Below are 23848 nucleotides of genomic sequence, written 5' to 3'. Positions count from 1 at the left end.
CCGCTCAGGAGAGGGAGGAGGCCGCGCCGTCCGCGACATAGGCGCGGTGGTAGCGGTGGCCGAGGGAAGTGAGGATTTCGTAGCCGATGGTGCCGGCGCCACGGGCGACCTCGTCGACCCCGTGCTGCGGCCCCAGCAGGTCCAGCATGGCGCCGGGGCCGGTGAGGGAATCGGGGGCGTCGGTGATGTCGACGGCCATGGAATCCATCGAGATACGGCCGATGATCGGCAGGGGCTGGGTGCCCAGCCAGGCGCGGCCCTCCCGCGCCGCGTGGCGCATGAAGCCGTCGGCATAGCCGGCGGCGATGGTCGCGATCCGGCGTCTGGTGGTCGGGCGGTAGGTCAGGCCGTAGCCGACGCCGTCCCTGGGGCCGACGGTGCGGGTCTGGAGAATGCGGGCTTGCAGGCGCACGACCGGGCGCATCGGGTTGGGGGCGCTGCCGTTGGGCGCCACGCCATAGAGTGCCGCACCGGGGCGCACCAGGTCGAAATGGAAATCCGGCCCCAGGAAGATGCCCGAGGAGGCGGACAGGCTCAGCGGCGCGGCCGGCAGGCGCGCGCGCATGGCCAGCAGGCGGTCGCGCTGATGGGCGCTGGCCGGGTCGGACGGGTCGTCGGCGCAGGCGAGGTGGCTCATGACCAGGCAGCGTTCGATGCCGCGCCAGCCGTCGGGGTCGGCGTCGATCCGGTCGAGATCGTCTTCCGACAGGCCGAAGCGCGACATGCCGGTATCGAGCTGCACCGCCGCCGGCAGGGTGCGGCCCAGCCGGTGGGCCAGGGCGCGCCATGCGCCGATCTGCTCGACGCTGTTCAGGACCGGGATCAGGTCGTGCTGCACGCAATCGGCCTCGGCCCCGGCCAGTGGGCCGTGCAGGACGAAGACCCGGCTCGCGCGGGCGATATGGGGGCGCAGGGCGATGCCCTCGTCCACATGGGCGACGAAGAAGGTGCGCGCGCCCGCCTGCTCCAGCATGGGGGCGACCCGCGCCGCGCCCAGCCCGTAGGCATCGGCCTTGACCACCGCCGCGCATTCCGCGCCGGCCGCGCGGGTCCGCACCGCCTGATAATTGGCGCGAATGGCGTCGAGGTCGATCGTCAGGGTCGCGCCTGCGCGGGCCCGGGGCCAGCCGGCGTCGTACAGATGGGGAATGGGGGTGGCATGGGACATGGGCGGCGCGGCCTCGACCGATCAGGGTGTGCGCCATCAGCTTAGGCTGGCTTCGGCTGATATTTCCTGCCGAATGACCGCATGATCTGTCGTCGAAGAGCGGGATATGCAATTCTCTGCGCCGAAATGGCATGATCTGCCGGGATGGTTGCCGAAGCATGATAGATTCCGATTCAAAACAGAATATGGACCGGGCGACCGAGGCGATTCTGCGCCATCTGAGCCAGGACGGGCGCATGACCAATGCCGATCTGGCGCAGCGGGTCGGGCTGTCTCCTTCGGCCTGCCTGCGCCGGGTGCGGCAGCTGGAGCGGGCCGGGGTGATCCGCGGCTATCGCGCGATCATCGACGAGCGGGGGCGCGAGGCAACGACGATCGTGATCGTGCGGATCACGCTGGACCGGCAGACCGAGGAATGCCTGCGGCGGTTCGAGGCGCGGGTGAAAACCTGCCCCGATGTGCGCCAATGTTATCTGATGACGGGCGATGCCGATTACCTGCTGCATGTCGCGGTGCGCGATGCGGCGGATTATGAGCGCATCCATAACGAGGAACTTTCGCGCCTGCCGGGCGTGGCCCAGATCCAGAGCAATTTCGCCATCCGTCCCGTGGTCTGGCGATAAGGGAGAGACACACCCATGCCGGACCAGGTGGAGACCGCCATTCCCGACAGTCACCGGGCCCAGCCGGTGGAACTGGAGCGGGGCGATACCGTGCGCCGGGCCGTGGCGCGGATCGCCCGCGTTCTGCGCGACCATCTGGAGGCCAATCTGCCGGTGGCGATGGATGGGCGGAATGTGGAGGGCGTGCATCAGGTGCGCGTGGCCCTGCGCCGCTTTCGCGCGCTGGCGGGTCTGCTGCGGCGCGATTATCCCAGCGCGACGCTGGACGAGGCGGCGGCACGGGCGCGCATGCTGGCCCGCGCGGTCGGCGAGGCGCGGGATTGGGATGTCTTCATGCTGGAGACGCTGCCCGGCCTCAGCCCGCTGGGGCGGGCGGGGGTCAATGTGGCCGGGCTGCTGCTGCCGCTGGCCAGCCGCTTGCGCGACGGCGCCTACGGGCGGGTCCGGCAGGTGCTGGGCGGTGAGGATGCCGAGTGGCTCCTGCATCTGATGGGGCACCTGGCCGATGGTGGCCTGTGGGACGAGGCGCGGTCGCCGGCGGGGCTGAAGGCTCTGGAGGAACCGGCGGCCGATTTCGCCGCCCGCCATCTGGCGCGGCTGCATCGCAAGGCGCGGCGCCAGGGGCGGGGATTTGCGCGGCTGACGCCGCCGGAGCGTCATCAGGTACGCCTGGCCCTGAAAAAACTGCGCTATGCGTCGGAATTCTTCGTCACGCTTCATGCGCCGGGGCAGAAGGGCGGGCCCTTTCTGCGGCGTCTGGCGGCGGTGCAGGCGGCCCTGGGGGCGGATAGCGACGTGCTGACCACGGGGCGGCTGCTGGCGCTGTTCGACGGTGGGGCGGGCGGCGAGATGCGCTATGTGGTGGGCGCGGTGACCGGCTTTCTGTGCTGCCGGCAGGATGCAACCCACGAGGCGGCGCACAGGCGGTGGCGCAAATTTCGCCGCACCCCGGTCTTCTGGGCCTGAAGAGCCCGAAGCCCGGAAAGGCGTTCATCGGAATGTCATGAAGTCTTCATCGGGCCGTCGTTGCCTCCTGTCCGATATCGTGGTCTTGAACCCGCATTCTTACGGACATGCTGCCGCGAGAAGGAGAGCCATGTCATGATCAAATCCGAGATCGTCGAGATCGATGGCGTGTTCGTCGGGGTCGTCATTCAGTCCCGTCACGATGGAACGCGCGTTTTCCGTGCCATTCATGAATGGCTGCGCCCGCTGAACGGGCAGATCATGGCGTCGCTTCAGGATGCGCGGACGCTCGCGGCTGGCCTGTTTCGCCGCCAACGGGTCGTGGCGGCGCTCGCCGCCGCCTGACGGCCCGACCCGAACGCGCGTCGGATTGCCGGCAGCAGCGCTTTCAGCGCGTTACTCAGAGGGTGTTTTAACAGGCTGTCGGGTTGGGCCCTGCTATCGCCTCCGCCCGCTCCATCAGGGTGGCGATGTCGGCGGTCAGCTTCTCGCGCAATTCTTTCGCGCGATCATAACGGATGGAGCGGTATTTCGAGGCATTGGCATCGATCTTCGTGCCGTCGATCGACACCGTGCCCAGCCGCACCAGCGCTGTCTCGCGTGCCAGCAAGAGCACATGCACGAACGCCGCCTCGATCGCCGTGCGATTGCTGCGCCGGAACGTCGCGATCGTGTCATGGTCAGGATGCAGGTTCGCCGCCACAAAGCGCATACCGATGTCACGATACGTCGCCCGTTCGATCCGACGCGATGAGAATACGCCGTTCGCATAGGCGTAAATCAGCAGCGCCAGCATCAGGCGCGGATGATACTGTGCCTTGCCGCCAGTCCGCCGGGGCACCGAAAAGGCCCCCAGCGGCACTCGCTCCACCGCCGCCTCTCGAAGGATGTCGAGGCAACAATCTCGTCATCATGCGTGTGGTTGATGATCGCCCATATTCGCAAAACTCTGCGGGAAATCAATCAAACCGCTTTCTGATTCAGGCTCTAATAAAACTGTCATATGGTGCGCCGGCTTGCAACCAATTCAGATCGGACAACTCGAATGGAGGGTGTTATCTATTTGAGTTGAAACATTTTAGTTTTTGGCTTGGGGTTGCTCGGTGACAAAAATTTCATCCGGCTGATGATTACGGCGCCGGTATCGGTGGAAGATAAATGTCCTGCCTCATCGATTGGGCCAAGGGGGGCAATCCGTATGCGGCGAAGGGACGAGGGGGCGTCCTGCCCTGACGCTGCCGTGAGCGCCGCGATATGTGCTATCTGGTCTGTTATGGGACCTTAATAGGGGAATTAAGCGTTCAACCCATGCCGCGAACGGGCGCTGGACTGATGACAGCGACGCTTTTAAAGCGGGCTGCAAGATAACGGGCTAAAGCGGGCCCCGTGCATCGGTGCGGGGGCGTTATAAGGAGTGCCGCGCCGATGCTGAAGCAGATTCTTTTCACTGGCCGGATGGACTGTCAATCGCGTCAGGCGGCCGATGGCGGCGCGCCTGCGGCCGCGGTTGGGGATCTGCCGCGCTGGGATTTGCGGGATTTGTATGAGAGCCCCGACTCGGACGCGCTGCGCACCGATCTGGAACAGGCGGAATCGGATGCCTCTGCCTTTGCCGCTGCCTGGAAGGGGCGGCTGGCCGGTGCCGCGCCGGCCGAACTGGCCGAGGCGATCGGGGAATATCAGCGGATCGACGAGGTGCTGGGGCGGGCGGCGTCATACGCGCAATTGCTGTTTGCCGGCGATTCGTCCGATGCCGGGATCGGGCGGTTCTCGCAGTCGATCAATGAGCGGCTGACGGATATTTCCAGCCATCTGCTGTTCTTTACCCTGGAGCTGAACCGGATCGGGGACGAGGACCTCTCCGCCCGTCTGGCTGACCCGGCGCTGGCGGTGTGGGGGCCGTTCCTGCGTGACCTGCGGGTTTTCCGGCCGCATCAGTTGAGTGACGAGATCGAGCAGGTCCTGCACGAGAAATCGGTGACCGGGGCTTCCGCCTGGAACCGGCTGTTCGACGAGACGATGGCTGGGCTGCGCATTCCGCTGGATGGGCGGGAGTTGACGGTGGGCGAGGCGCTGAATCGGCTGTCGGATCAGGATCGCGCGGTGCGCGAGCGGGCGGCGAAGGCGATTGGCGGCGTGTTTGGCGGCAATATCAAGCTGTTCTCGCTGATCACCAATACGCTGGCCAAGGACAAGTCGATTACCGACTCGCTGCGGCATTATCCGCGCCCGGGGTCCTACCGCAATCGCAGCAACATGGTGGAGGACGAGGTCGTCGACGCGCTGGTGCAGGCGGTGACGGAGGATTATCCGCGCCTGTCGCACCGCTATTACGCGATGAAGGCGCGCTGGCTGGGGCTGGAGAAGCTGGAGCATTGGGACCGCAATGCCCCGCTGCCGGCGGCGGACGAGCGGACCATTCCGTGGGACGAAGCGACGCGGCAGGTGTTGGCGGCCTATGAGGGGTTCGATCCGCGCATGGGGGCGGTGGCGCGGCGGTTCTTCGATAATCCGTGGATCGATGCGCCGCCGCTGCCCGGCAAGGCGTCGGGGGCGTTTGCCCATCCGACGGTGCCGTCGGTCCATCCGTATCTGCTGCTGAATTATCATGGCCGGACCCGTGACGTGATGACGCTGGCCCATGAACTGGGCCATGGGGTGCATCAGGTGCTGGCGGCGCCGCATGGCTACCTGATGTCCGGCACGCCGCTGACGTTGGCCGAGACGGCGAGCGTGTTCGGCGAGATGCTGACCTTCCGCGCGCTGCTGGACGGCGAGACCGATCCGGCGCGGCGGCGGCTGATGCTGGCGGCCAAGGTCGAGGACATGCTGAATACGGTCGTGCGCCAGATCGCGTTCTACCGGTTCGAGACGCTGGTGCATGACGAGCGGAAATCGGGCGAATTGCTGCCCGAGCGGATCGGCGCCATCTGGCGGCAGGTGCAGACGGAGAGCCTGGGGCCGGCCTTCAACTTTACGCCGGATTATGACGTGTACTGGACCTATGTCCCGCACTTCATCCATTCTCCGTTCTATGTCTATGCGTATGCATTCGGGGATTGCCTGGTGAATGCGCTTTATGGCGTGTTCACCTCTGGCCATGCGGGGTTCCAGGACAAATATCTGGACATGCTGCGGGCGGGGGGCACGATGCGGCATCGCGAATTGCTGGCGCCGTTCGGGCTGGACGCGGCCGATCCCGGGTTCTGGCGCAAGGGGCTGGACGTGATCGCCGGATTTATTGACGAACTGGAGCGTGCCTGACGTGGCGGAGGAACGGGATCTCGACAATACCGGCATGTTCGGTGAACTGCGTCGGATGGTGCGCACGTCGGGCGCGGTCGGCGGTATCGCCGCGCGCATCGCCGGCCACAAGATGGGGCTGCGCACCAACCACGCCACCCATGCCGGCGACCTGAAATCGATCCTCGGCGGCCTGAAGGGGCCGCTGATGAAGGGCGCGCAGCTTCTCTCCACCATTCCCGGCGCGCTGCCGGATGAATATGCGGTGGAGCTGGCGCAGCTTCAGGCCAATGCGCCGCCGATGGGGTGGAGCTTCGTGCGCCGCCGCATGGCCGCCGAACTGGGGCGTGACTGGGAACGGCGCTTCCGTTCGTTCGAGCATGAGGCGGCGGCGGCGGCCAGTCTGGGGCAGGTGCATCGGGCCGTGCTGCCGGACGGACGCCGGGTGGCGTGCAAGCTGCAATATCCGGACATGCAGGCGACGGTGGATTCCGACCTGCGGCAGTTCCGCATGGCGGTGGGGCTGTATTATCGCATCGACAGCACGATCAAGCAGGATGACGTGCTGGTGGAACTGACGGCTCGGTTGCAGGAGGAACTGGACTATCTGCGCGAGGCCGCGAACCTGCGGCTCTACAACCTGATGCTGGCCGACTGCCCGGATGTCAGCGTGCCGATGCCGGTCGAGGACCTGACGACGCGGCGGCTGCTGGTGATGGACTGGCTGGATGGCCGGGGCGTGCAGTCGGTGCTGGATACCGACCCCGCGCAGGAGCAGCGCGATGCCATGGCGCGCGCGCTGTTCCATGCCTGGTATGTGCCGCTCTATCGCAACGGCGTGATCCATGGTGACCCGCATATGGGCAATTTCACCGTGCGTCCCGATTACGGGCTCAACCTGCTGGATATGGGCGCGATCCGGATCTTTCCGGCGCGGTTCGTGCAGGGGATCATCGACCTGTATCGCGCGCTGGAGACCAATGACGAGGATCTGGCCTATCACGCCTATCAGGCGTGGGGCTTTACCAATATGTCGCGCGAGACCATGCGCGTGCTGAACGAGTGGGCGCGCTTTATCTACGAGCCGCTGATGCAGGATCGGGTGCGGGCGATCCAGGAAAATGACGACCCCCAATATGGCCGCGTGGTGGCCGAGCGGGTTTATGCCGGCCTGAAACAGACCGGCGGCGTGCGGCCGCCGCGCGAGTTCGTGCTGGTGGACCGCTCGGCGATCGGGCTGGGCAGCGTGTTCCTGCGGCTGGGGGCGAAGCTGAACTGGTATCGGCTGTTCCAGGAACTGATCGCCGATTTCGATTCGGCCAAACTGGCGGCGCGGCAGGCGGACCTGATGCGGCAGGCGCTGGTGCCGCCGCCGGTCGAGGGCTGATCCGCGCGGCCCTTCGGGGCTGCGTCAGAGTGGTAATGTGAGTTGCTGTACGGGGGCGTCGGCCTGCCCCGTGCGGCGGGCGCGTTCGGTGCGAAGGGTGAAGGCCAGGTCGGGACCGGGGGGCCTGGGGTTGGCCATCAGCCGGTCGAGATCGGGGGTTGCCAGCGTGCTGATGCGGCGGCCCCGCAGCGGACCGTGTGGCACTTTGACCAGCAGCGCCGGCTGGCGGGACCAGCGGAGCAATTGCTCCACCGACGCCAGCGCCAGCATGTCGCGCAGATGGTGGGCCGTGACATAGGCATCGGGGCCGGCGCGATGGGCGGGATTGCCCAGATGTTTTTCCAGCCCGGTCGGGCGACGGGAATGGCGCAGTCCCTGGTTGGAATGGCCGGGCTCGTCGGGCCACAGGCGCAGCGCGCATTTATAGGTGCAGATCCATCCCGTGCCGGCCATCAATGTGGGCGGCAGGAGGGCGCGCAGCCATGTCTGCTCGAAGCTGGCGCGGTGGGCTGCGAACGCCTGCGGGCGGGGGGCCGGGCGGAGGATGCCTGGGGCGATGGTGGTGATCGGCGGCGCGTCGTGTACATCCTGGTCGGTGATGTGGTGGATCGCCGTGGTCCAGGGGGCGATCGGGCCGCCGGGATGGGTGAGCTGCGCGCAGGGGGGCGCCGCCAGACGCCAGCCGTCGGGCGTGTGCGCCACATCCTGCCAGCCGATCTCGACGATGCCGCCATGGGCGGCGTCTCGGCCGCTGGTTTCCAGGTCGATGACCCGGACATAGGGGGCGGGTTGGGGGGACAGGGTACCGTCCATCTGCCCACTCTAGGGACGGGAGGCGGGATTCCAAAATCGAATCGGCGCGCCCGGCGTGCGGGCTGGTGCGCGCATGACGGCTCTTGCGCTGGCGTCGCGCGATCCCCACAGTCCTGAACCATGCCCGCGCCCGCCCGCAAGAAGACCCGTCGTCCCGATCCGTCCGAAGAGGTCGTGACCTTTCAGCCCGAACGCCAGCCGGCGAAGGAGAAGACGCGGCGGCTGGTCATCCAGTCGCCCTACGAGCCGGCGGGCGACCAGCCGCGCGCCATCGCCGAACTGGTGGCCGGGGTCGGGGAGGGGGAACGCGACCAGGTGCTGCTGGGCGTGACCGGGTCGGGCAAGACCTTCACGATGGCGAAGATCATCGAGGCCACGCAGCGGCCGACGCTGATCCTGGCGCCGAACAAGACCCTGGCGGCGCAGCTCTATGGCGAGATGAAGCAGTTCTTCCCCGACAATGCGGTGGAATATTTCGTCAGCTACTACGATTACTACCAGCCGGAAGCCTATGTGCCGCGCTCGGACACGTATATCGAGAAAGACAGCCAGATCAACGAGCAGATCGACCGGATGCGCCATGCCGCCACCCAGGCGCTGCTGGAGCGTAACGACGTCATCATCGTGGCCTCGGTTTCGTGCATCTACGGTATCGGGTCGGTCGAGACCTATTCGCGCATGGTGGTGCGGCTGGAAACCGGGGGCGAGATCGATCGCGACAAGCTGGTCAAGGCGCTGGTCGAACTGCAATATCGCCGCAACGATGCCGCCTTCCAGCGCGGCACCTTTCGTGTGCGCGGCGAGACCGTCGATATCTTTCCGGTGCAGAACGAGGATCGGGCCTGGCGGGTCTCGCTGTTCGGCGACGAGATCGACTCCATCACCGAATTCGACCCGCTGACCGGCGACAAGACCGGTGACCTGCAGGAGGTCAGTGTCTACGCCAACAGCCATTACGTGACGCCGCGCCCGACGCTGACCCAGGCTGTGACGAGCATCAAGCATGAACTGCGCCAGCGGCTGGCGGAGTTTACGGCGGAGGGCAAGCTGCTGGAGGCGGAACGGTTGCAGCAGCGGACCACGTTCGACCTCGAGATGATCGAGACCACCGGCGTCTGCAAGGGAATCGAGAATTATTCCCGCTACCTCTCGGGCCGCAAGGCGGGCGATCCGCCGCCGACGCTGTTTGAGTATCTGCCCGAGGATGCGCTGCTGATCGTCGATGAGAGCCACGTGACGGTACCGCAGATCGGCGGCATGGAGCGGGGGGATTTCGCGCGCAAGTCGATCCTGTCGGAGTTCGGGTTTCGCCTGCCGTCCTGCCTCGACAACCGGCCGTTGAAATTCGCGGAGTGGGACAAGTTTCGCCCGATGACGGTCTTCGTCAGCGCTACGCCGGGGCCTTGGGAGATGGGGCGCGTGGGGGGCGTGTTCGCCGAGCAGGTGATCCGCCCGACCGGGCTGATCGACCCCGTGACCGAGATCCGCCCGGTGGAGCGGCAGGTGGACGATCTGCTGGCGGAATGCCGCCTGACGATCGCGGCCGGGGGCAGGGTGCTGGTGACGACCCTGACCAAGCGCATGGCCGAGGATCTGACGGATTACATGAACGAGGCCGGTATCCGGGTCCGGTACCTGCATTCCGACGTCGATACGCTGGAGCGGATCGAAATTATCCGCGACCTGCGCCTGGGGGCGTTCGACGTGCTGATCGGCATCAACCTGCTGCGCGAGGGGCTGGATATTCCGGAATGCTCGCTGGTCGCGATCCTGGATGCGGACAAGGAGGGGTTCCTGCGCTCGCGCACCTCGCTGATCCAGACCATCGGGCGAGCGGCGCGCAACATCGATGGGCGGGTGCTGCTGTACGCCGATACCATGACCGATAGTCTGCGCTACGCGATCGAGGAAACCGCGCGGCGGCGGGCGAAACAGTCGGAATGGAACACCGAACACGGGATCACGCCGCAATCGGTGCGCAAGCATATCGGCGAGGCGCTCTCTTCTGTCTTCGAGCAGGACTACGTGACCGTTACGCCGACCAAGGGGGCCGACGTGGCGGAATTCGTCGGCAAGGATCTGGGCAGCACCATCGCGGAGCTGGAAAAGCGGATGCGCGCGGCGGCGGCGGACCTGGAATTCGAGACCGCCGCGCGGCTGCGCGACGAAATCAAGCGGCTGGAGGCACTGGATCTGGGGCTGGACCCGGTGCCCGTGCCGGTTTCGACCGCGGGTGTCGCCGGCAGCGCCGGCCGGCCGCCACGGCGGAAAGGGCAGGGGCCGGAACCGATGGGGCCGGGCGGCGGCGGTTACGACCCGGCCAAGGGGCGCGGTGGCCGGCGGCGGGGCGGACGCTAGAGTAAGAGGTTGTTTGAAAAGTGTTGATGCCGAGTCAAGAGCGGGCCGGTACGGGCCGCACGTGGGATTGCCGGCAGCGGCACTTTGCAAACAATCTCTAAACAGGGACGGGAAGAGAAACGGATGATCGAACTGAAGGCGGGAGCGGCCCGGCTGGGCCTGCTTCCCGAACTGGGCGGTGCGGTGACCTTCTGGAAAAGCGGGGAGGTCTGCGTGTTCGATGCCGTCAGCGATCCGCACCTGCTGGCACAGAAGGGGCACAAGGTTGCGGCCTATCCGCTGGTTCCGTTCTCCAACCGCGTCGCGGACGGGCATTTTCGCTTCGATGGCGCGGAATACCGGATGAAACCGAATTTTGCCGGCGAGCCGCATGTGATTCACGGCAATGCCTGGCAGCATAAGTGGGAACTGGAGCTGCTGGCCGACGATAGTGCCACGCTGCAACTGGAATGGCATCCGCCCTATGACCGCCCCATGGATGAATGGCCGTTCGCCTACCGGGCGCAGATCCGCTTCGACCTGCGCGAGGAGAGCCTGGTGGTGGGGATGGTGATCGAGAATATCGACCAGCGGCCCCAGCCGGTCGGATTGGGATTTCATCCGTATTTCCCCCGGCGTGGCGGGGTGAAGGTGGGGTTTGCGGCCGATACGGTATGGACGAATGACGAGCATCATCTGCCGGCGTTGCGCGTCCCGGCCACCGGCGAATGGTCGTTCGAGCATATGCGCGCCGTCACCGACCAGGCGATCGACAATTGCTATGCCGGGTGGGACGGTGCGGCGTTCCTGCGCTGGCCCGATGACGGGCTGGCGCTGACCATTTCGGCCAGCCCGACCTTTCGGCACCTGGTGCTGTTCACGCCGCCGGACCGGAATTTCATCGCGATCGAGCCGGTGAGCAACATGAACGATGCGCTGAACCATGCCGGCGTGACCGACCGGGGGATCACGATCCTGGCGCCGGGGGCGCGGCTGGAAGGGCACATCCATTTTGCGCTGACCGCCTGCTGAGGCACTATGCGGCCCATGACCCACGATGATGACGACGATGACGAGGCGCGACCGCGTGCCATAGACGGGGTATCGCGCTACATCACCCCGACCGGCATGGAGGCGACGCGGCGAGAGTTGAGTGCCCTGCTGTACGAAGAGCGGCCGCGTATCGTGGAAATCGTGTCCTGGGCCGCCGGCAATGGCGACCGTTCGGAAAATGGCGACTATCTGTATGGCAAGAGGCGCCTGCGCGAGATCGACCGGCGTGTGCGCTTCCTGACGCGCCGGATCGAAAAGGCGATCGTGGTCGATCCGGCGGCGCAGACCCAGCGGAATCGGGTCTTCTTCGGGGCTACCGTGACCTATGTGACGGAGGAAGACCTGGAGCGGACGGTCGTGATCGTGGGGGTGGACGAGGCTGACCTGGCGGTGGGGCAGGTCAGCCTGGCATCGCCGATTGCGCGGGCGTTGCTGGGCGGCCATGTGGGCGACGAAATGCGGGTCATGACGCCGTCGGGAGCCGAACTGATCGAGATCCTGGCCATTTCCTATCCCGAACCTGTCGGGATTGATGCGCTATGAGGTTTTTCGCGGCCACGAACTCGACTAAGAAACAGAGGCTGGTGACAGATCGTGTCATCAAGGTATCGGATTGTGCCTGGAGGTCGCGTTCATGTCCCGCTCGCTGAAGGTTGCCGTGCAGATGGACCCCCTGTCGGGGATCGACATCAACGGCGATTCGACTTTTGCCCTGATGCTGGAAGCGCAGGCGCGGGGGTACGATCTGTTTGTCTACCAGGTGCAGGGGTTGAGCCTGCGCGAGGGGCGTGTGACCGGTGGCGCGCGGGCCGAGCGGCTGACGGCGCGGGCGCGCCCGGCGCGGGTGCGGCGGGTTGCGGGCGATCATGCCGAACTGGGCGAGGAGCAGGTGATTGACCTCGCCGCGATGGATGTGATCCTGATGCGCCAGGACCCGCCCTTCGACATGGCCTATATCAGCGCCACCCACATGCTGGAGCATGTGCATGGCGTCGGGCCGGGCAAGGCCCTGGTGGTCAATGACCCGGAATGGGTGCGCAATGCGCCCGAGAAGCTGCTGGTCACCCATTTTCCCGAACTGATGCCGCCGACGCTGGTGACGTGGGACGTGCTGGCGATCCGCGATTTCCGCGCCGAATGGCGCGATATCATCGTCAAGCCGCTGTTCGGCAACGGCGGCGCGGGGGTGTTTCGCATCCGCGAGGATGACGAGAACCTCAATTCGCTGCTGGAGATGCATTTCGCGCGCTCGCGCGAGCCGCTGATGATCCAGCGCTACGAGCCGGCGGTGCGGCGGGGGGACAAGCGGATCATCCTGGCCGACGGCGCGCCGATCGGCGCGATCAACCGCGTGCCGGCGCAGGGCGAGGCGCGGTCGAACATGCATGTGGGCGGTAAGGCCGTGAAGGTCGAGCTGAGCCCCAGGGACCGCGAAATCTGCGAGGCGATCGGGCCGATGCTGCGCGAGAAGGGCCTGATCTTCGTGGGGATCGACGTGATCGGCGACTGGCTGACGGAGATCAATGTCACGTCGCCCACCGGGTTGCAGGAAATCGACCGTTTCGATGGCATCAATTCCGCCGGGCTGATCTGGGACTGCATCCTGCGGCGGCTCGACGGTGGCGAATAACGGGCGCCGGGACGGCGGACGAGGAAAAGGAATGGGTGATTTGCGCTGTGGCATGGGGCTTTGGTCCGCTATCCCCTTGAAGACAATCGCCCGGCAGGGCACAGAGGGTTCCCGATGAGCAACGTTCTTCAAGATGCACCGGCCGAGGCGGATGCCTCGGCCGGGCTTGCCTGTGCCCCGGCTCCGCGTTCGGCCCTTGATGCCGCAGCCGTCAAGGCCGCCTATCGCCGGTGGGCCGGTGTTTATGACACGGTTTTCGGCGGCGTTTCGGCCTTCGGGCGCAAGCGGGCGGTCGCCGCCGTGAACAGCCTGCCGGGCACGGCGGTGCTGGAGGTCGGCGTGGGTACCGGTCTGGCCCTGCCGCATTATCGCGCCGACAAGCGCATCACCGGGATCGACCTCTCGGGCGACATGCTGGATCGCGCGCGCCAGCGGGTCGCGCGGATGAATCTGCGCAATATCGACGCCCTGCTGGAAATGGATGCCGAGGATACGCGATTCGCGGATGCGTCGTTCGACATCGCGGTGGCGATGTTCGTGGCGTCGGTCGTGCCCAACCCCCGCCGCTTGCTGGCGGAACTGAAGCGCGTGGTGCGGCCGGGCGGGCATATCCTGTTCGTCAATCACTTCCTGGCCACGGGCGGCGTCCGGCTGGCGGTCGAACGCGGCATGGCCCGGGCATCGCATTCGCTGGGCTGGCATCCGGACTTCGCGATGGAAGCCTTGCTGCCGCCTGACGACCTGGCTCGCGCGACCATTCAGCCGGTGCCCCCGGCCGGGCTGTTCACGCTGGTTACCCTGCCGCGCCTGCCTGCGCCGGCCCGGGTGGAGAAGCCCGCCGCCTGAAACTGCCCTGCCATGTCGGCATGACCGGAATGCCGGCCATGCCGGGGGCGGGGGCTGGTGGCTCTCGTCTTGGGAGTCAAGTTTCGGTAACATGATCACGATTTCGAGCACGGTCGCCCATCGGGCGGCCCATCGGCGCAGGAGAAGTGGCGTATGCCGGCAGAGAGGCAGGTCCGGATGAATGTCGCAACCGGCGGCTTCCTGGCGCGGAGTGGCGGCCTGAGCGGCCATAAGGCGGTCGGAACGCTCTATCTGGTCATGGCGGTTCTGGCCGGCCTGATCGGGGGCGGCCTGGCGCTGCCGTTGCGTATCGGGGCGGATGCAGGTGCCTCGTGGGGCCGGATGGCGATCGATCATGGTGCGCTGATGGTGCTGTTCTGTGCCCTGCCGGCGCTGGTCGGCGGGTTCGGCTCGTGGTTCGTGCCGCTGCTGCTGGGCGCGCCCGACATGGCGTTCCGCCGCCTGAACCTGGCCTGCTGGGCCGGTGTCGCCCTCAGCTTCGGGCTGGTCGCGGCCGGGGTGTCGACGGCGGCCGCGATGATGCTGTGGTGCGTGGCGATGCTGGGGCTGGCGATCAATATCGTGGCCACGGCCCTGAACATGCGCGGCCGTACCATCGCGCTGGGGGCCATGCCGCTGTTCGTCTGGGCGCAGGTCCTGACGGCGATGATGATGGTGATCGTTCTGCCGGTGCTGGCGGCGGCGCTGACGCGCGGCCTGCTGGCCGGCGCGGGCACCGATATCGTGGCGCGGGCGCTGCGTGCCTTTTCGGGGCCGGAAGTGGGGCTGCTGCTGCTGCCGGCGGCCGGTGTGATCTGCCAGTTGGTCGAAACCTTCTCCGGTGTGGCGCTGCGGCTGCGCGAAACCGCCCTGGGGGCGATGGTCGTGCTGTCGGTCGGCGGGGCATCGGTCTGGGTGCATGATGTCTTCGCCACGGGGCTGGCGGCGCAGCCTGCCGCGCGGCCGCTGATCGAGCAGGCCGTGATGGCGTTGCCGATGCTGGTGCTGCTGGTGGCGTGGGGCAGGACGATGCTGGCCGGGCGGCCGGTCTTCCGCGTGCCGATGCTATGGGCTGTCGCGTTCATGGCGATGCTGGTTGCGGCACCGTTGCAGGCGCTGTCCGGCGGGGCCGACGCGCATGCTCTGGTGTTGCCGGCGGCGCTGTTCGCCGCGTTCGGCGGGTTTTACTACTGGATCGGCAAGATGGCCGGCGGCGCCTATCCGGAATGGACGGGGCGCATGCATGTGGCGCTGGCGGCCGGCGGCAGTGTCGTGAGCCTGCTGCCGGGTGGCGTGATGGCGGGGGTGGTGATGCAGGGCCTGTCGATGCTCGCCTTCGTGGCCGTGCTGGCCGTGGCGCTGCTGGGGCGCCGCAATATTTCGGGCAATTACTGGGGGGCGGGTGCCCGCACCCTGGAATGGACGTTGCCCTCGCCCGCGCCGCGTGATTCCTTCGCCGGATTCATGGTCGGGGGAGCCGGGGCATGAGTGCCGGCGCGTCCGCACAGGAGGCACCGCGTTTCGACGCGGCACTGGTCGGGACCGAGGCCCGCGACTGGTTCGCGCTGCTCAAGCCGCGCGTGATCTCGCTGGTAGTGTTTACCGGTGCGGCCGGCATGGCCATGGCGCCGGGCCATCTGAACCCGGTGATCGCGTGTGTTGCCATTCTGTGCATCTGCATGGCGTCGGGGGCCGCGGGTGCGATTAATATGTGGTACGATCGCGATATCGACGCGATCATGACCCGTACCGCGCGCCGCCCCATTCCCGATGGGCGCATTCGTCAGGATCAGGCGCTGGGGTTTGGTATCGGCCTGTCGACGGCGTCGGTGCTGCTGATGTGGCTGGCGACGAATGCGCTGGCGGCATTCATCCTGGCGTTTTCCATCTTCTTCTATGCCGTGATCTACACGATGTGGCTGAAGCGCTCGACGCCGCAGAACATCGTGATCGGCGGGGCGGCCGGCGCGTTTCCGCCCATGATCGGCTGGGCGGCGGCGACCGGATCGCTGGACGTGATGCCGATCGTGATGTTCGCGATCGTGTTCCTGTGGACGCCGCCGCATTTCTGGTCGCTGTCGCTCTATGCCTGCAAGGATTACGGCCGCGCGGGCATTCCCATGCTGCCGGTGGTGCGCGGGGCCCGGCATACGCGCTGGCAGATCCTGATCTATACGCTGATCCTCTCGGCGGTGTCGCTGGTGCCGTCGGTGCTGCATCAGGCGGGATGGCTGTATTCCGCCACGGCGGTGCTGCTGGATGCCGGCTTCGTGGGCTGCGCGGTGCGCGTGCTGCGGGACCGGCAGGATGCGACCGGTGTCAGCCTGACCGGTGACGGCGCGGCGCGGCGGGCGTTCCGCTTCTCGCTGCTGTATCTGTTCCTGCTGTTCTGTGGCCTGCTGGCCGATCATTTCCTGATCATGGGCTGAGGAGGCCGGTGATGGATCAACCGCTTGCCCTGACCCCCGACCAGTCGCGGGAATGCGTGCGCCGCCATCGTGGCCGGGTCCTTGGCGTGGCCTTTACGCTGCTCGGCCTCGCGGCCGTGTTTTATGGTCTGGCCTTGGTGCGCATGTAGCGACCTGCGGTTCGGGGTTTCTCACGGAACGGCTTTTCCGGCTGCGTTCAAGGTCTGGAAGAGAAATGCCAGCGCGGCCTGGTCGCTGGGGAAGTGGCCGCGTGCCTGGGCAGCCCGCCCGAGCATCGCATGCATCGCCTTGATGGCGCTTGTGGCAGACAGGAGCATCCGCCCCCACGGGCTGTCGGCAAGCGTGGCGGAGGGCGTTTTTCCGGCGGTGGGTGAAGAGCCCTGTAAAGCGACGAAATCCGGTAGATGATGCAGCAGGTCGTCGGTCGAAGGATGGATCTGTGCCTGCGGGAAGGCTGTGCGGATGGCCGCCGGAAAGCCGTCATGCTCATCGACCACGGCCATCAGGACATCTTCCACGCCCCGCTGCTTCAGCGCCTTCATGATACGGTGCCCCAATACCGAGCTTTCGTGCGATTCGATCCATAGGCCGAGAAGGTCCACTGTGCCTTCGAGGCGCATGCCCAGCACAAGATGCACCGTTTTGTCGCGCACGGTGCTGTCGTCACGGATGGTCACACGCAGCGTATCGAAGAAGATCACGGGATAGAGCGCGTTCAGCCGGCGGCCCTGCCAGGCGGTGACGGCGTCGAGAAGGGCGCCGGTTAGCTGATCGGTCGGCTCGGGAGACGGGTCTTGATCCTCGGTCTCCGGCACGGGCTCCCGGGTCGTGCGATTGCCCATGGGGGGCGCATACATTGCGACCATCCGTTCATCGACACCGGGAAAATGTTGGATTTCCTGGGCAAGGGATTCGGGATCGAGCGTTTCCGGCAGGCCGTGGGAGACGTCCGGCACCACGGCGTCGGTTTCGGTCTGGGCGATGTGCGGCCCGTTGCCGATGCGCTCAGTGTGGCGGCCGGCCGGGAGATGCGGGCCCAGTTCTTCATCCAGTCCGCTGTTGAGCAGACGTTCGGCCAATATCTTTTCCTCGTTCGCGCGGGCGCCGCTCTCTGCCATGTCGCGAGTCGCGGGGGCCGTTTGAACCTGATTCGGGGGAAGGGCGGTTCTTTCCCGGTTGGTTGGCGAGGCAGCTTGATCCGGAGCCGCCATCAGGGTGCGTTCGTAGGCGCGTTCCCAGAGGGCGGGATTGGACATTGCCTCATTGGCCACCAGCGTGAAGAAAGCTGGATCCATCCCGGCTTGTGCGGCGTCTTCGATGGTCGAAAGGATCTGGTCCGCCGCCGGGACAGGTGGCGCGTCCGGATCCATGATCTGTTCCGGGTCGGTCGGGAGCGCGTCCGGCGGGGTGGGGGTGTTGTGGAGGGTTCCTGGGCCGTCTGCCGCTTCGGCTGAAAGGAAGGCCAATGCTGCAATGGCTTCCGGTGACAGGGTGATGGTGTCGCCGTCAGCGGAAGCCGGAGAATTGTCGGAACGATTGCCGCCGCCGGCCTGGGCGCCGCCGGCCTTTGAGGGGTCGCTCTCTGCTCCCGGAAAGGAGATGGGAACCGATTCCGGCTGTATGGGGGCGATCCGGGTCATCGGGCTTTTCCATTGGCGGACGGGGAGTTGGTACGGTCCCTTTCAAGAGTTAGCAAATCGTTAAGAAGCGGATTCGAGACCTCTCCGGTCAGACTGCGGGTCGCGGTTGGTCCACGATGTCTTGTGGTGTGGTCTGGACCGGGCTTATGGCGGCGTGCCGTATCCGGTAGCGCCGATAAAGAACAGTCCATAGCGTCAGGCCGCCCATCGTGGCGTAGCCGATGATCGGGCCGACCACGAGATATGTGTTGATCGGCAGGCTGTAGATGAGCACGACCGAGACGACGGCGTTCGCCAGCAGCCCGAAACCCCACACCAGCGTCATGGCCATGATGGTGTGCCGGACGGGGGCGTCGTTTCGGCGGGCGTCGAAATCGGCGAGGGCCTGGGCGGATTGGCGCGCCATTGTGGCCCGTGCCAGCGGGGAGATCAGCGGCTTGCCGATCGCGGCGGAGAAGAGGAAGGCTAGGCCGATCAGCAATGTCGCCGCCTGTTCGCGAAGTTCGAGCAGGCGCGCCGATCCGCCGCCGATGAATGCGAGCAGTGAGAGCGCGATGCCGGCCAGGGCGATGAGGGAAAGCGCATCGATCCGTCGCCTGAGGATGAAGCCGCCGACGCTCCACGCCAACGGCGGCATCGACGAGGCCAGGAGCGCATGCACATCGCCCCAGCCTGCCTGCATCCGATCGTAGATCAGCACGGGAGCGGCGAAATTCACCGCCAGATCGAGCACGAAGAGCGCGAGGCCGGGGCCGCGACGGCTGTTCATCGGGTTTCACTCCGGGGGATCCAGTTGCCGTGGAAGCCGGGCGGCACGCGGTGGGGTAGATGGATGGTGGCGACGGGCGGTTCGTGAAACCGGCGGGCGTCGAGGATGACGAGGTCGGTCGTCTCGGTCGCCATGTCGATGACGAGGCCGATCAGCCAGCCGTGGCCCTCGGGACTGTCCGCTGTATCGGGAACGAAGACGAACTCGCCGGGATGGCGGTTGGCGCCGAAATCGTGGACCTGCCGTTCGCCCGTCGTGAGGTCGTGCGCGTAGAGCGCCGTCGCGCCGAGGAAGCGATCGGCCGGATCGGCCGGCAGGGCGAGGCTCCAGACATAGCGGTAGGGCTGGCCGAAGAATCGTTCGTCAGGGCGGGGGAATTCCTGCGGCGCGGCGTCAAGCGTGCGGATTGTGACCGTGCGGCAGGCAGGGTCGACGATCCAGCGTTCCAGCCCGCGCGAGCGGGCATCCGGCCCCTGCGCGCCATCGCCGAACATCGTATCATAGACACAGAGGTCCAGGAGCACCCGTCCATCGGCCGTGTCATGGGCGTGGGCGACGTGGAACGCATATCCTGGTGTCACCGGGCACCAGATGATGTCTTCCTGCCCGCCATGGCGCGGCATCAGCCCGACCCGCGCCGCGTGTGCCGGGTTCCAGCGATAGGGGAAGCCGTGGCCCGCGACGAGGGCCTTCATCGAAAAGGTGACGGGCAGGTCGAGAATAATCACGAAGCGATCGGTGATTGCGCAATCATGGATCATCGGGCCGTGCTTCACCGCGATCGGTTCCTCGCGGATCACCTGCCCGGCGGTGTCGACGACGACATGGCGGATGATGCCTGGCTCGTGGCCCTCGTAACAGATCGCGTGTTGTTCGCCGGTTTTTGGATCGCGGTGAGGATGCGCGCTGAAGGAGCCTTGCAGCGAGCCGTCGAAAGGATTGTAGCGCTGATCGTCGAGCGTCTCGCCGAGTTCGACCGGGTAGCTGCCTGCCTCGACCAGGGCGAAGGTGCGGCCGCCGATCGCGACGACATTGGTGTTCACCGTGTCGAAGGCGTGGCGTGGGCCCGGTGCGGGGGTGATGCCGCGCGTCCTGGCGACTGTGTTCGAGCGGATCCAGCGGTTGCGATACCAGAGGGCGCGGCCACCCGCGAGCGCGAGCCCGTGGACCATGCCGTCACCGATGAACCAGTGATAGGAGGCCGGATCGGGCGCGACCGGGTTGGGGCCGATGCGCAGATAGCGCCCGTCGAGCCCGGCGGGGATCGTGCCTGTCACGGCCAGTTCGGTGAGTGTCCGTTCCTCGGTCATGGGCGCGTGCATGCCGGTCAGGAACGGGTTGCCGCGCGTGGGGGCTGGCATGCGTTTGCGGTTGAACGTGGCCAAAGCCTCGACTCCCCTGGTCACCGTGCCACGGATCGGCGTTTCGATCGGGCTTCCCATGTCGGCCTCCAATGTTTACGCTGTTAATATGGGCAAGAATGATAACAGTGTCAACATAAAGAAGGTCGCCTATCATCATGGTGATCTGCGCGCGGCGCTGATTGCCGAAGGGCTGCGGTTGCTGGCGGAACGGGACGTGGATTCGCTGTCGCTGCGCGAGGTGGCGCGGGGGGTCGGGGTCAGCGCGACCTCGGTCTATCGCCATTTCCCGGACAAGGAGGCGCTGCTGACGGCACTGGCGCTGGAGGGGCTGGTGCGGCTTGGTGTGGCGCAGCGTGCGGCGCAGGCGGCAGGGGATGGTTGCTCCGGCTTTGCGGCGACGGGGCGGGCCTATGTGCGGTTTGCGCTGGCCAATCCGGCCCTGTTCCGTCTGATCTTTGCGTCGCCGGTGCTGGCGCCTGTGAAGGCTGCCGGCAAGCTGGACTCGGAGGTCGCGACATTGCTTCAGAGCAATGCGGCGATGGTGGCCGCCCAGCGGGGTGGCGAGGCTGCGACCCGAGCTATCGAAGCTTGGGCACTGGTCCATGGTCTGGCCATGTTGATGCTCGATGGCCAGCTTCCGGCGGAGGAGACAATTATCGAGAAGGTGATCGGATAGGGCAGTATGCCTTGAGCGATCGCTGGATGGCGGGCAGGGTCAGCGCGGCGGATCGTGCGGGAGCAGGTGCGCCAGCATGTCGGCACGTTTCATGGTGACCCACGCTTCTGCGCCCACGGGCCCCCAGGTCGGATAGGCGATTTGGGCGAAACGGCCCCAGGCATCGCGATAAAGGGTCCAGGCCGCCTGTGCCTGTTCGATTTTTCCCCAGGTGACCGTACCCGCGTCGGCCAGCATACCAGGGGCGGCAAGCTGTTTCAGCGCGTGGCGTATCCTGTTGTCGGCGGCGGTCCGTTCCTTCTGTCCCAGCGGAGGGGGATGGCCACCCTGCAAGCGGGTGAGCATATCGGCGAAATCCTGATTTTGCAGTTCTTCTTCGTGGATGACGAAGGCCGAGCGAAGTGTTCCGCTCTGGTCAATCTCGTTGTCTGCGCGTTCCGCCGCCCATTTTGCCTGTGCTTCTGTCAGGACCTGAAAAATCGCACGGGCCGATACCGGCAATCGGGCCCTGAATGCCGCAATGACGCGCTTGGTCTTTTCTTGCTGAAAACGCGCCTGGTGTGCTTCGCAAAACCCGCCGGTCTGGCCGCTGGTGGCGTCGTCACAGAAATCGAAATCCTGTTTGTACCAAGGCTGCCTTGTGCCCTGGAGATGGGCGACGCGGGCTTCGGCTTCCGCCGGCGCCCAGGATCGGGTGCAGGCCAGATGCAGGGCGTAAGGGAGATCACGCGCTGCCCCTTTGCCGTTGGCATAGACCATCATCAGCATGTGACTGCCGTAATAGCCATGCGGGTTTACATCGGTTTCTTCGGTTTGCTCGACAAATGCGCAGAGGCGGGCCTTTGCCGGATCCGCCGGCAAGCCGATGCCGAAATACAATGCCTCACTATCGCAATCGGTCAGGGCTCTTTTCTGTTGCGCGGTTGGCAGGTCGGACTGGGGAGGGCGTGCATTGGCGGTATCGTGGCACGTCTGGGCAATGGAGGCCGGCACGTCATCGTCCGCGCGGGCTGAGAGGCCGGCTGTGATGCCGGCCATGACGAGAAACGGTAAGATGGTCCAGGCGGATCGGGTCATGGATTGCCGCCGCGCCTACGGACGAAGCGAATGGCGATCAGGGCGGCTATGCCCGCGAGCAGGGCCGCGAAGAGCAGCTTAAGTGGTAGACCGGACGTGTTCTGCGCCTGTGCCGGCGCCGGTTGCGGAGCGGCGGGTGCCGGGTGAGACGGCATCTCGGTCGTGGTTGCCGTCGGCGGTGGCGGGGTCGATGTGGCCGGCGTGGCCTCGGTCTGCGGCGGCGGGATCAGCATGGCCGCGTCCTCGTCGGACAGGAAGCCGTCGGTTGCCGGACGGTGGACTGCCTGCTGCCAGGCCGTGATCGCGGCGCGCGTGGCTTCGCCATAGAGGCCGTCCACGACCGTGTCGGCCGGCAGGTAGCCGAGGTCGACCAGTTTTTTCTGGAGGGCGATGTGGCGGTCCAGCGGACGCTGGCTTTCCAGGCGTGCCGCGCCGGAGAGCCGGACGCGATATTGCGCCGCCAGCCGGTCCATGGCGTCGTTGTAGCAGGCGGCGCCGTTCGGCGGCAGGTCCTGTGGTCCGTCGCCGGGAATGGGGAGGCCGCAGGACTGGTTGGCCGCATTTTCGTCGAGGACGACCTGCTGCTTCAGGTCCTTCCATCCGTCCTCGCCGGCCTGGTGGCGCAGCGCGTAGTATACTTGGTCGAACATCAGTTCGTGCCGCGCGGCTTCGCTGTCATGGCACAGCATTGCGGCTACGCCGTTGTTGGCCGGCGGAGGATCGCAGGAGAAATCGGGGTGGTACGGCCCGGATGGCGCGGAGCCGGCGCCGGTCGCTTGCCTGTCGGACAGGAGCGCGCGGGCCTGTGCCTCCGAAATATAGTCGTTGCGGGCCAGGAAAGCGGCCAGCCCCTGCGGGAAGGGAAGCACGGCGCGATCGGCCTTGGAGCAGTATCGGCCGTTCGCGGTTTCCTCGGGCGATTTCAGGCTGCATGCGGACACGCCGAAATTGCTTTTTGCCGAACTCTGCGCGCGTGGCAGCATGTGCGCCCAGGCGGTGGAAAGTTGGCCGAGGCGGGCCCTGGTCGCGACGTAATAGGCCAGATAGCCATTGGGTTCCGACCGGCCGGAGGACTCCCATTGCCGGGTCTGCCTCGCCAGATCTTCCACCAGATAGGAGCGGTAGGCCGGGTCGTCGCTGACGTTCGTGAGTTGGCCGTCATGATAGCGATAGAGGATGACGGGCGTGAAGGAGCCCGCATGCGAGGCGAAAGTGTAGAGAAAAGCCTGGTCGTACGTCACGATGACCGGGTCAGGCGTGCCCGGTATGGCGACGATGTCGGGCGGGCCGCCGCCATCCTGCATGCCGAGGTCGGCATGTACCCATTGGCCGTCCGGACGCTGGCCGAAGATGGAGGTCGTCTCGCAGCAATGCGCGCCGCCGGTATAGGCCGAGACCATGATCTGCGGCAGGGAAGCGGCGGTATCCAGCTTCTGGATGCTCAACTTCAGGGCCATGAAGCCGGCATCCTGTCCATAGGGGGCCAGCGGAAACGAGGCCAGGCGGGCGCCCTTGGCCTTGATGGATAATGTGGCGATGCGGCAGATGGCCGACGGATTGGGATCGGCCGGTTGCCATGCCATGGCCGCGCCGCATTGCGTTGACGATTTCAGGGTGACCGATGCCGTCAGGCCGCCAGCGGCGAGATCGAGCCGCGATCGGTCGTCGAGGCTCGCTTCCGCCAGCGCGGGCACGACGTGCGAGGCGGCGTGCGCCAGCCGGCCGCCTGCGACCAGCATGGCAAGGGTGAGGAGGCCGGACACGGCAAACCGGTTGCCAGCCATGGTGCGCCTGGGAAATGTCTTTGGCATCAAGTCGCCTTTCCGG

General features: G+C 66.3%; 21 protein-coding genes and 2 pseudogenes. 15 read left to right on the top strand and 8 right to left on the bottom strand.

Going from position 1 to position 23848, the window contains the following annotated elements; all coding sequences use genetic code 11:
* Positions 1–4: 4 nt before the first annotated feature.
* On the bottom strand, positions 5–1168 hold the full coding sequence (gene alr / locus ACMAUO_RS03990; RefSeq protein ID WP_420355686.1) for an alanine racemase: 1164 nt from the start codon (positions 1166–1168) through the stop codon (positions 5–7).
* 158 nt (positions 1169–1326) lie between these two features.
* Between alr and ACMAUO_RS03985 the strand changes: the two genes are divergently transcribed.
* The 3 genes from ACMAUO_RS03985 (at position 1327) to ACMAUO_RS03975 (ending at position 3102) form a co-directional block, all read left to right on the top strand.
* Positions 1327–1791, top strand: coding sequence for an Lrp/AsnC family transcriptional regulator (locus ACMAUO_RS03985; RefSeq protein WP_420355685.1), 465 nt, complete (start codon positions 1327–1329; stop codon positions 1789–1791).
* Positions 1792–1806: 15 nt separating this feature from the next.
* Positions 1807–2757 carry a CHAD domain-containing protein gene (locus ACMAUO_RS03980; RefSeq protein WP_420355684.1) on the top strand — a complete coding sequence of 317 codons (951 nt, stop codon included), beginning with the start codon at positions 1807–1809 and terminating at the stop codon, positions 2755–2757.
* A 135-nt stretch (positions 2758–2892) separates the two neighbouring features.
* The gene (locus ACMAUO_RS03975) at positions 2893–3102 is read left to right on the top strand and encodes a hypothetical protein (protein ID WP_420355683.1); all 210 of its coding nucleotides are present in this window, start codon (positions 2893–2895) and stop codon (positions 3100–3102) included.
* 97 nt (positions 3103–3199) lie between these two features.
* On the opposite strand, the pseudogene ACMAUO_RS03970 reads toward ACMAUO_RS03975, so the two are convergent.
* A pseudogene (locus ACMAUO_RS03970) lies at positions 3200–3634 on the bottom strand (transposase); the annotation flags it as partial.
* On the opposite strand from ACMAUO_RS03970, the pseudogene ACMAUO_RS03965 reads away from it, so the two are divergent.
* The 3 genes and pseudogenes from ACMAUO_RS03965 to ACMAUO_RS03955 all read left to right on the top strand — a co-directional run.
* Positions 3629–3736, top strand: a pseudogene (locus ACMAUO_RS03965) (IS5/IS1182 family transposase); the annotation flags it as partial. The pseudogenes ACMAUO_RS03970 and ACMAUO_RS03965 overlap by 6 nt on opposite strands.
* A 476-nt stretch (positions 3737–4212) precedes the next feature.
* Positions 4213–6021 (top strand): M3 family oligoendopeptidase, encoded by a 1809-nt coding sequence (locus tag ACMAUO_RS03960; protein ID WP_420357195.1) that lies wholly within the window; start codon positions 4213–4215, stop codon positions 6019–6021.
* Between the two features lie 34 nt (positions 6022–6055).
* Positions 6056–7387 carry an ABC1 kinase family protein gene (locus ACMAUO_RS03955; protein WP_420357194.1) on the top strand — a complete coding sequence of 444 codons (1332 nt, stop codon included), beginning with the start codon at positions 6056–6058 and terminating at the stop codon, positions 7385–7387.
* A gap of 24 nt (positions 7388–7411) precedes the next feature.
* Here the strand turns inward: ACMAUO_RS03955 and ACMAUO_RS03950 are convergent, their stop codons facing one another.
* Positions 7412–8200: an exonuclease domain-containing protein gene (locus ACMAUO_RS03950; RefSeq protein ID WP_420355682.1), complete on the bottom strand. Its 789-nt coding sequence runs from the start codon at positions 8198–8200 to the stop codon at positions 7412–7414.
* Positions 8201–8320: 120 nt separating this feature from the next.
* Between ACMAUO_RS03950 and uvrB the strand changes: the two genes are divergently transcribed.
* The 8 genes from uvrB to ACMAUO_RS03910 all read left to right on the top strand — a co-directional run bounded on the left by uvrB (position 8321) and on the right by ACMAUO_RS03910 (position 16644).
* Positions 8321–10558: an excinuclease ABC subunit UvrB gene (gene uvrB / locus ACMAUO_RS03945; RefSeq protein WP_420355681.1), complete on the top strand. Its 2238-nt coding sequence runs from the start codon at positions 8321–8323 to the stop codon at positions 10556–10558.
* Positions 10559–10681: 123 nt separating this feature from the next.
* Positions 10682–11569, top strand: coding sequence for an aldose 1-epimerase (locus ACMAUO_RS03940; RefSeq protein WP_420355680.1), 888 nt, complete (start codon positions 10682–10684; stop codon positions 11567–11569).
* A 15-nt stretch (positions 11570–11584) separates the two neighbouring features.
* A complete protein-coding gene (greB, locus tag ACMAUO_RS03935; protein WP_420355679.1) occupies positions 11585–12133 on the top strand; it encodes a transcription elongation factor GreB in 549 nt (182 codons plus the stop codon).
* 91 nt (positions 12134–12224) lie between these two features.
* A complete protein-coding gene (gene gshB, locus ACMAUO_RS03930; protein ID WP_420355678.1) occupies positions 12225–13220 on the top strand; it encodes a glutathione synthase in 996 nt (331 codons plus the stop codon).
* 114 nt (positions 13221–13334) lie between these two features.
* Entirely contained in the window at positions 13335–14066 is a 732-nt protein-coding gene (locus ACMAUO_RS03925) for a class I SAM-dependent methyltransferase (protein ID WP_420355677.1), read from the top strand.
* 153 nt (positions 14067–14219) lie between these two features.
* Positions 14220–15554 (top strand): cbb3-type cytochrome c oxidase subunit I, encoded by a 1335-nt coding sequence (locus tag ACMAUO_RS03920; RefSeq protein ID WP_420355676.1) that lies wholly within the window; start codon positions 14220–14222, stop codon positions 15552–15554.
* Positions 15551–16495, top strand: a complete 945-nt coding sequence (gene cyoE, locus ACMAUO_RS03915; RefSeq protein ID WP_420355675.1) for a heme o synthase — start codon at positions 15551–15553, stop codon at positions 16493–16495. The genes ACMAUO_RS03920 and cyoE overlap by 4 nt, the downstream gene beginning before the upstream one ends.
* Before the next feature lie 11 nt (positions 16496–16506).
* The gene (locus ACMAUO_RS03910; RefSeq protein ID WP_420355674.1) at positions 16507–16644 is read left to right on the top strand and encodes a cytochrome c oxidase system small membrane protein; all 138 of its coding nucleotides are present in this window, start codon (positions 16507–16509) and stop codon (positions 16642–16644) included.
* A 21-nt stretch (positions 16645–16665) separates the two neighbouring features.
* On the opposite strand, the gene ACMAUO_RS03905 is transcribed toward ACMAUO_RS03910, so the two are convergent.
* The 3 genes from ACMAUO_RS03905 to ACMAUO_RS03895 all read right to left on the bottom strand — a co-directional run bounded on the left by ACMAUO_RS03905 (position 16666) and on the right by ACMAUO_RS03895 (position 20346).
* Positions 16666–18135 (bottom strand): transposase, encoded by a 1470-nt coding sequence (locus ACMAUO_RS03905; RefSeq protein WP_420355673.1) that lies wholly within the window; start codon positions 18133–18135, stop codon positions 16666–16668.
* 88 nt (positions 18136–18223) lie between these two features.
* Positions 18224–18904, bottom strand: a complete 681-nt coding sequence (locus tag ACMAUO_RS03900) for a VC0807 family protein (protein WP_420355672.1) — start codon at positions 18902–18904, stop codon at positions 18224–18226.
* Entirely contained in the window at positions 18901–20346 is a 1446-nt protein-coding gene (locus tag ACMAUO_RS03895) for an 8'-apo-carotenoid 13,14-cleaving dioxygenase (RefSeq protein WP_420355671.1), read from the bottom strand. The genes ACMAUO_RS03900 and ACMAUO_RS03895 overlap by 4 nt, the downstream gene beginning before the upstream one ends.
* Positions 20347–20374: 28 nt before the next feature.
* On the opposite strand from ACMAUO_RS03895, the gene ACMAUO_RS03890 reads away from it, so the two are divergent.
* The gene (locus ACMAUO_RS03890) at positions 20375–20944 is read left to right on the top strand and encodes a TetR/AcrR family transcriptional regulator (protein ID WP_420355670.1); all 570 of its coding nucleotides are present in this window, start codon (positions 20375–20377) and stop codon (positions 20942–20944) included.
* Positions 20945–20983: 39 nt separating this feature from the next.
* On the opposite strand, the gene ACMAUO_RS03885 is transcribed toward ACMAUO_RS03890, so the two are convergent.
* Both ACMAUO_RS03885 and ACMAUO_RS03880 read right to left on the bottom strand, forming a co-directional pair.
* The gene (locus tag ACMAUO_RS03885) at positions 20984–22021 is read right to left on the bottom strand and encodes a hypothetical protein (protein WP_420355669.1); all 1038 of its coding nucleotides are present in this window, start codon (positions 22019–22021) and stop codon (positions 20984–20986) included.
* The gene (locus tag ACMAUO_RS03880) at positions 22018–23832 is read right to left on the bottom strand and encodes a peptidoglycan-binding domain-containing protein (protein ID WP_420355668.1); all 1815 of its coding nucleotides are present in this window, start codon (positions 23830–23832) and stop codon (positions 22018–22020) included. Before ACMAUO_RS03880 ends, ACMAUO_RS03885 begins: the two co-directional genes overlap by 4 nt.
* Between the last annotated feature and the right edge of the window lie 16 nt (positions 23833–23848).

The organism is Gluconacetobacter brunescens, from assembly GCF_048695475.1.
Classification (GTDB): domain Bacteria; phylum Pseudomonadota; class Alphaproteobacteria; order Acetobacterales; family Acetobacteraceae; genus Gluconacetobacter.
The sequence above is the reverse complement of the archived record's forward strand: the minus strand, read 5'-3'. Positions and strand labels throughout refer to the sequence as shown.

What these genes read in the sequence shown, in the direction of transcription:
- alr (WP_420355686.1), bottom strand. Translation starts at nt 1,168, where the DNA reads ATGTCCCATGCCACCCCCATTCCCCATCTGTACGACGCCGGCTGGCCC.
- ACMAUO_RS03985 (WP_420355685.1), top strand. Translation starts at nt 1,327, where the DNA reads ATGATAGATTCCGATTCAAAACAGAATATGGACCGGGCGACCGAGGCG.
- ACMAUO_RS03980 (WP_420355684.1), top strand. Translation starts at nt 1,807, where the DNA reads ATGCCGGACCAGGTGGAGACCGCCATTCCCGACAGTCACCGGGCCCAG.
- ACMAUO_RS03975 (WP_420355683.1), top strand. Translation starts at nt 2,893, where the DNA reads ATGATCAAATCCGAGATCGTCGAGATCGATGGCGTGTTCGTCGGGGTC.
- ACMAUO_RS03960 (WP_420357195.1), top strand. Translation starts at nt 4,213, where the DNA reads ATGGACTGTCAATCGCGTCAGGCGGCCGATGGCGGCGCGCCTGCGGCC.
- ACMAUO_RS03955 (WP_420357194.1), top strand. Translation starts at nt 6,056, where the DNA reads ATGTTCGGTGAACTGCGTCGGATGGTGCGCACGTCGGGCGCGGTCGGC.
- ACMAUO_RS03950 (WP_420355682.1), bottom strand. Translation starts at nt 8,200, where the DNA reads ATGGACGGTACCCTGTCCCCCCAACCCGCCCCCTATGTCCGGGTCATC.
- uvrB (WP_420355681.1), top strand. Translation starts at nt 8,321, where the DNA reads ATGCCCGCGCCCGCCCGCAAGAAGACCCGTCGTCCCGATCCGTCCGAA.
- ACMAUO_RS03940 (WP_420355680.1), top strand. Translation starts at nt 10,682, where the DNA reads ATGATCGAACTGAAGGCGGGAGCGGCCCGGCTGGGCCTGCTTCCCGAA.
- greB (WP_420355679.1), top strand. Translation starts at nt 11,585, where the DNA reads ATGACCCACGATGATGACGACGATGACGAGGCGCGACCGCGTGCCATA.
- gshB (WP_420355678.1), top strand. Translation starts at nt 12,225, where the DNA reads ATGTCCCGCTCGCTGAAGGTTGCCGTGCAGATGGACCCCCTGTCGGGG.
- ACMAUO_RS03925 (WP_420355677.1), top strand. Translation starts at nt 13,335, where the DNA reads ATGAGCAACGTTCTTCAAGATGCACCGGCCGAGGCGGATGCCTCGGCC.
- ACMAUO_RS03920 (WP_420355676.1), top strand. Translation starts at nt 14,220, where the DNA reads ATGCCGGCAGAGAGGCAGGTCCGGATGAATGTCGCAACCGGCGGCTTC.
- cyoE (WP_420355675.1), top strand. Translation starts at nt 15,551, where the DNA reads ATGAGTGCCGGCGCGTCCGCACAGGAGGCACCGCGTTTCGACGCGGCA.
- ACMAUO_RS03910 (WP_420355674.1), top strand. Translation starts at nt 16,507, where the DNA reads ATGGATCAACCGCTTGCCCTGACCCCCGACCAGTCGCGGGAATGCGTG.
- ACMAUO_RS03905 (WP_420355673.1), bottom strand. Translation starts at nt 18,135, where the DNA reads ATGACCCGGATCGCCCCCATACAGCCGGAATCGGTTCCCATCTCCTTT.
- ACMAUO_RS03900 (WP_420355672.1), bottom strand. Translation starts at nt 18,904, where the DNA reads ATGAACAGCCGTCGCGGCCCCGGCCTCGCGCTCTTCGTGCTCGATCTG.
- ACMAUO_RS03895 (WP_420355671.1), bottom strand. Translation starts at nt 20,346, where the DNA reads ATGGGAAGCCCGATCGAAACGCCGATCCGTGGCACGGTGACCAGGGGA.
- ACMAUO_RS03890 (WP_420355670.1), top strand. Translation starts at nt 20,375, where the DNA reads ATGGGCAAGAATGATAACAGTGTCAACATAAAGAAGGTCGCCTATCAT.
- ACMAUO_RS03885 (WP_420355669.1), bottom strand. Translation starts at nt 22,021, where the DNA reads ATGACCCGATCCGCCTGGACCATCTTACCGTTTCTCGTCATGGCCGGC.
- ACMAUO_RS03880 (WP_420355668.1), bottom strand. Translation starts at nt 23,832, where the DNA reads ATGCCAAAGACATTTCCCAGGCGCACCATGGCTGGCAACCGGTTTGCC.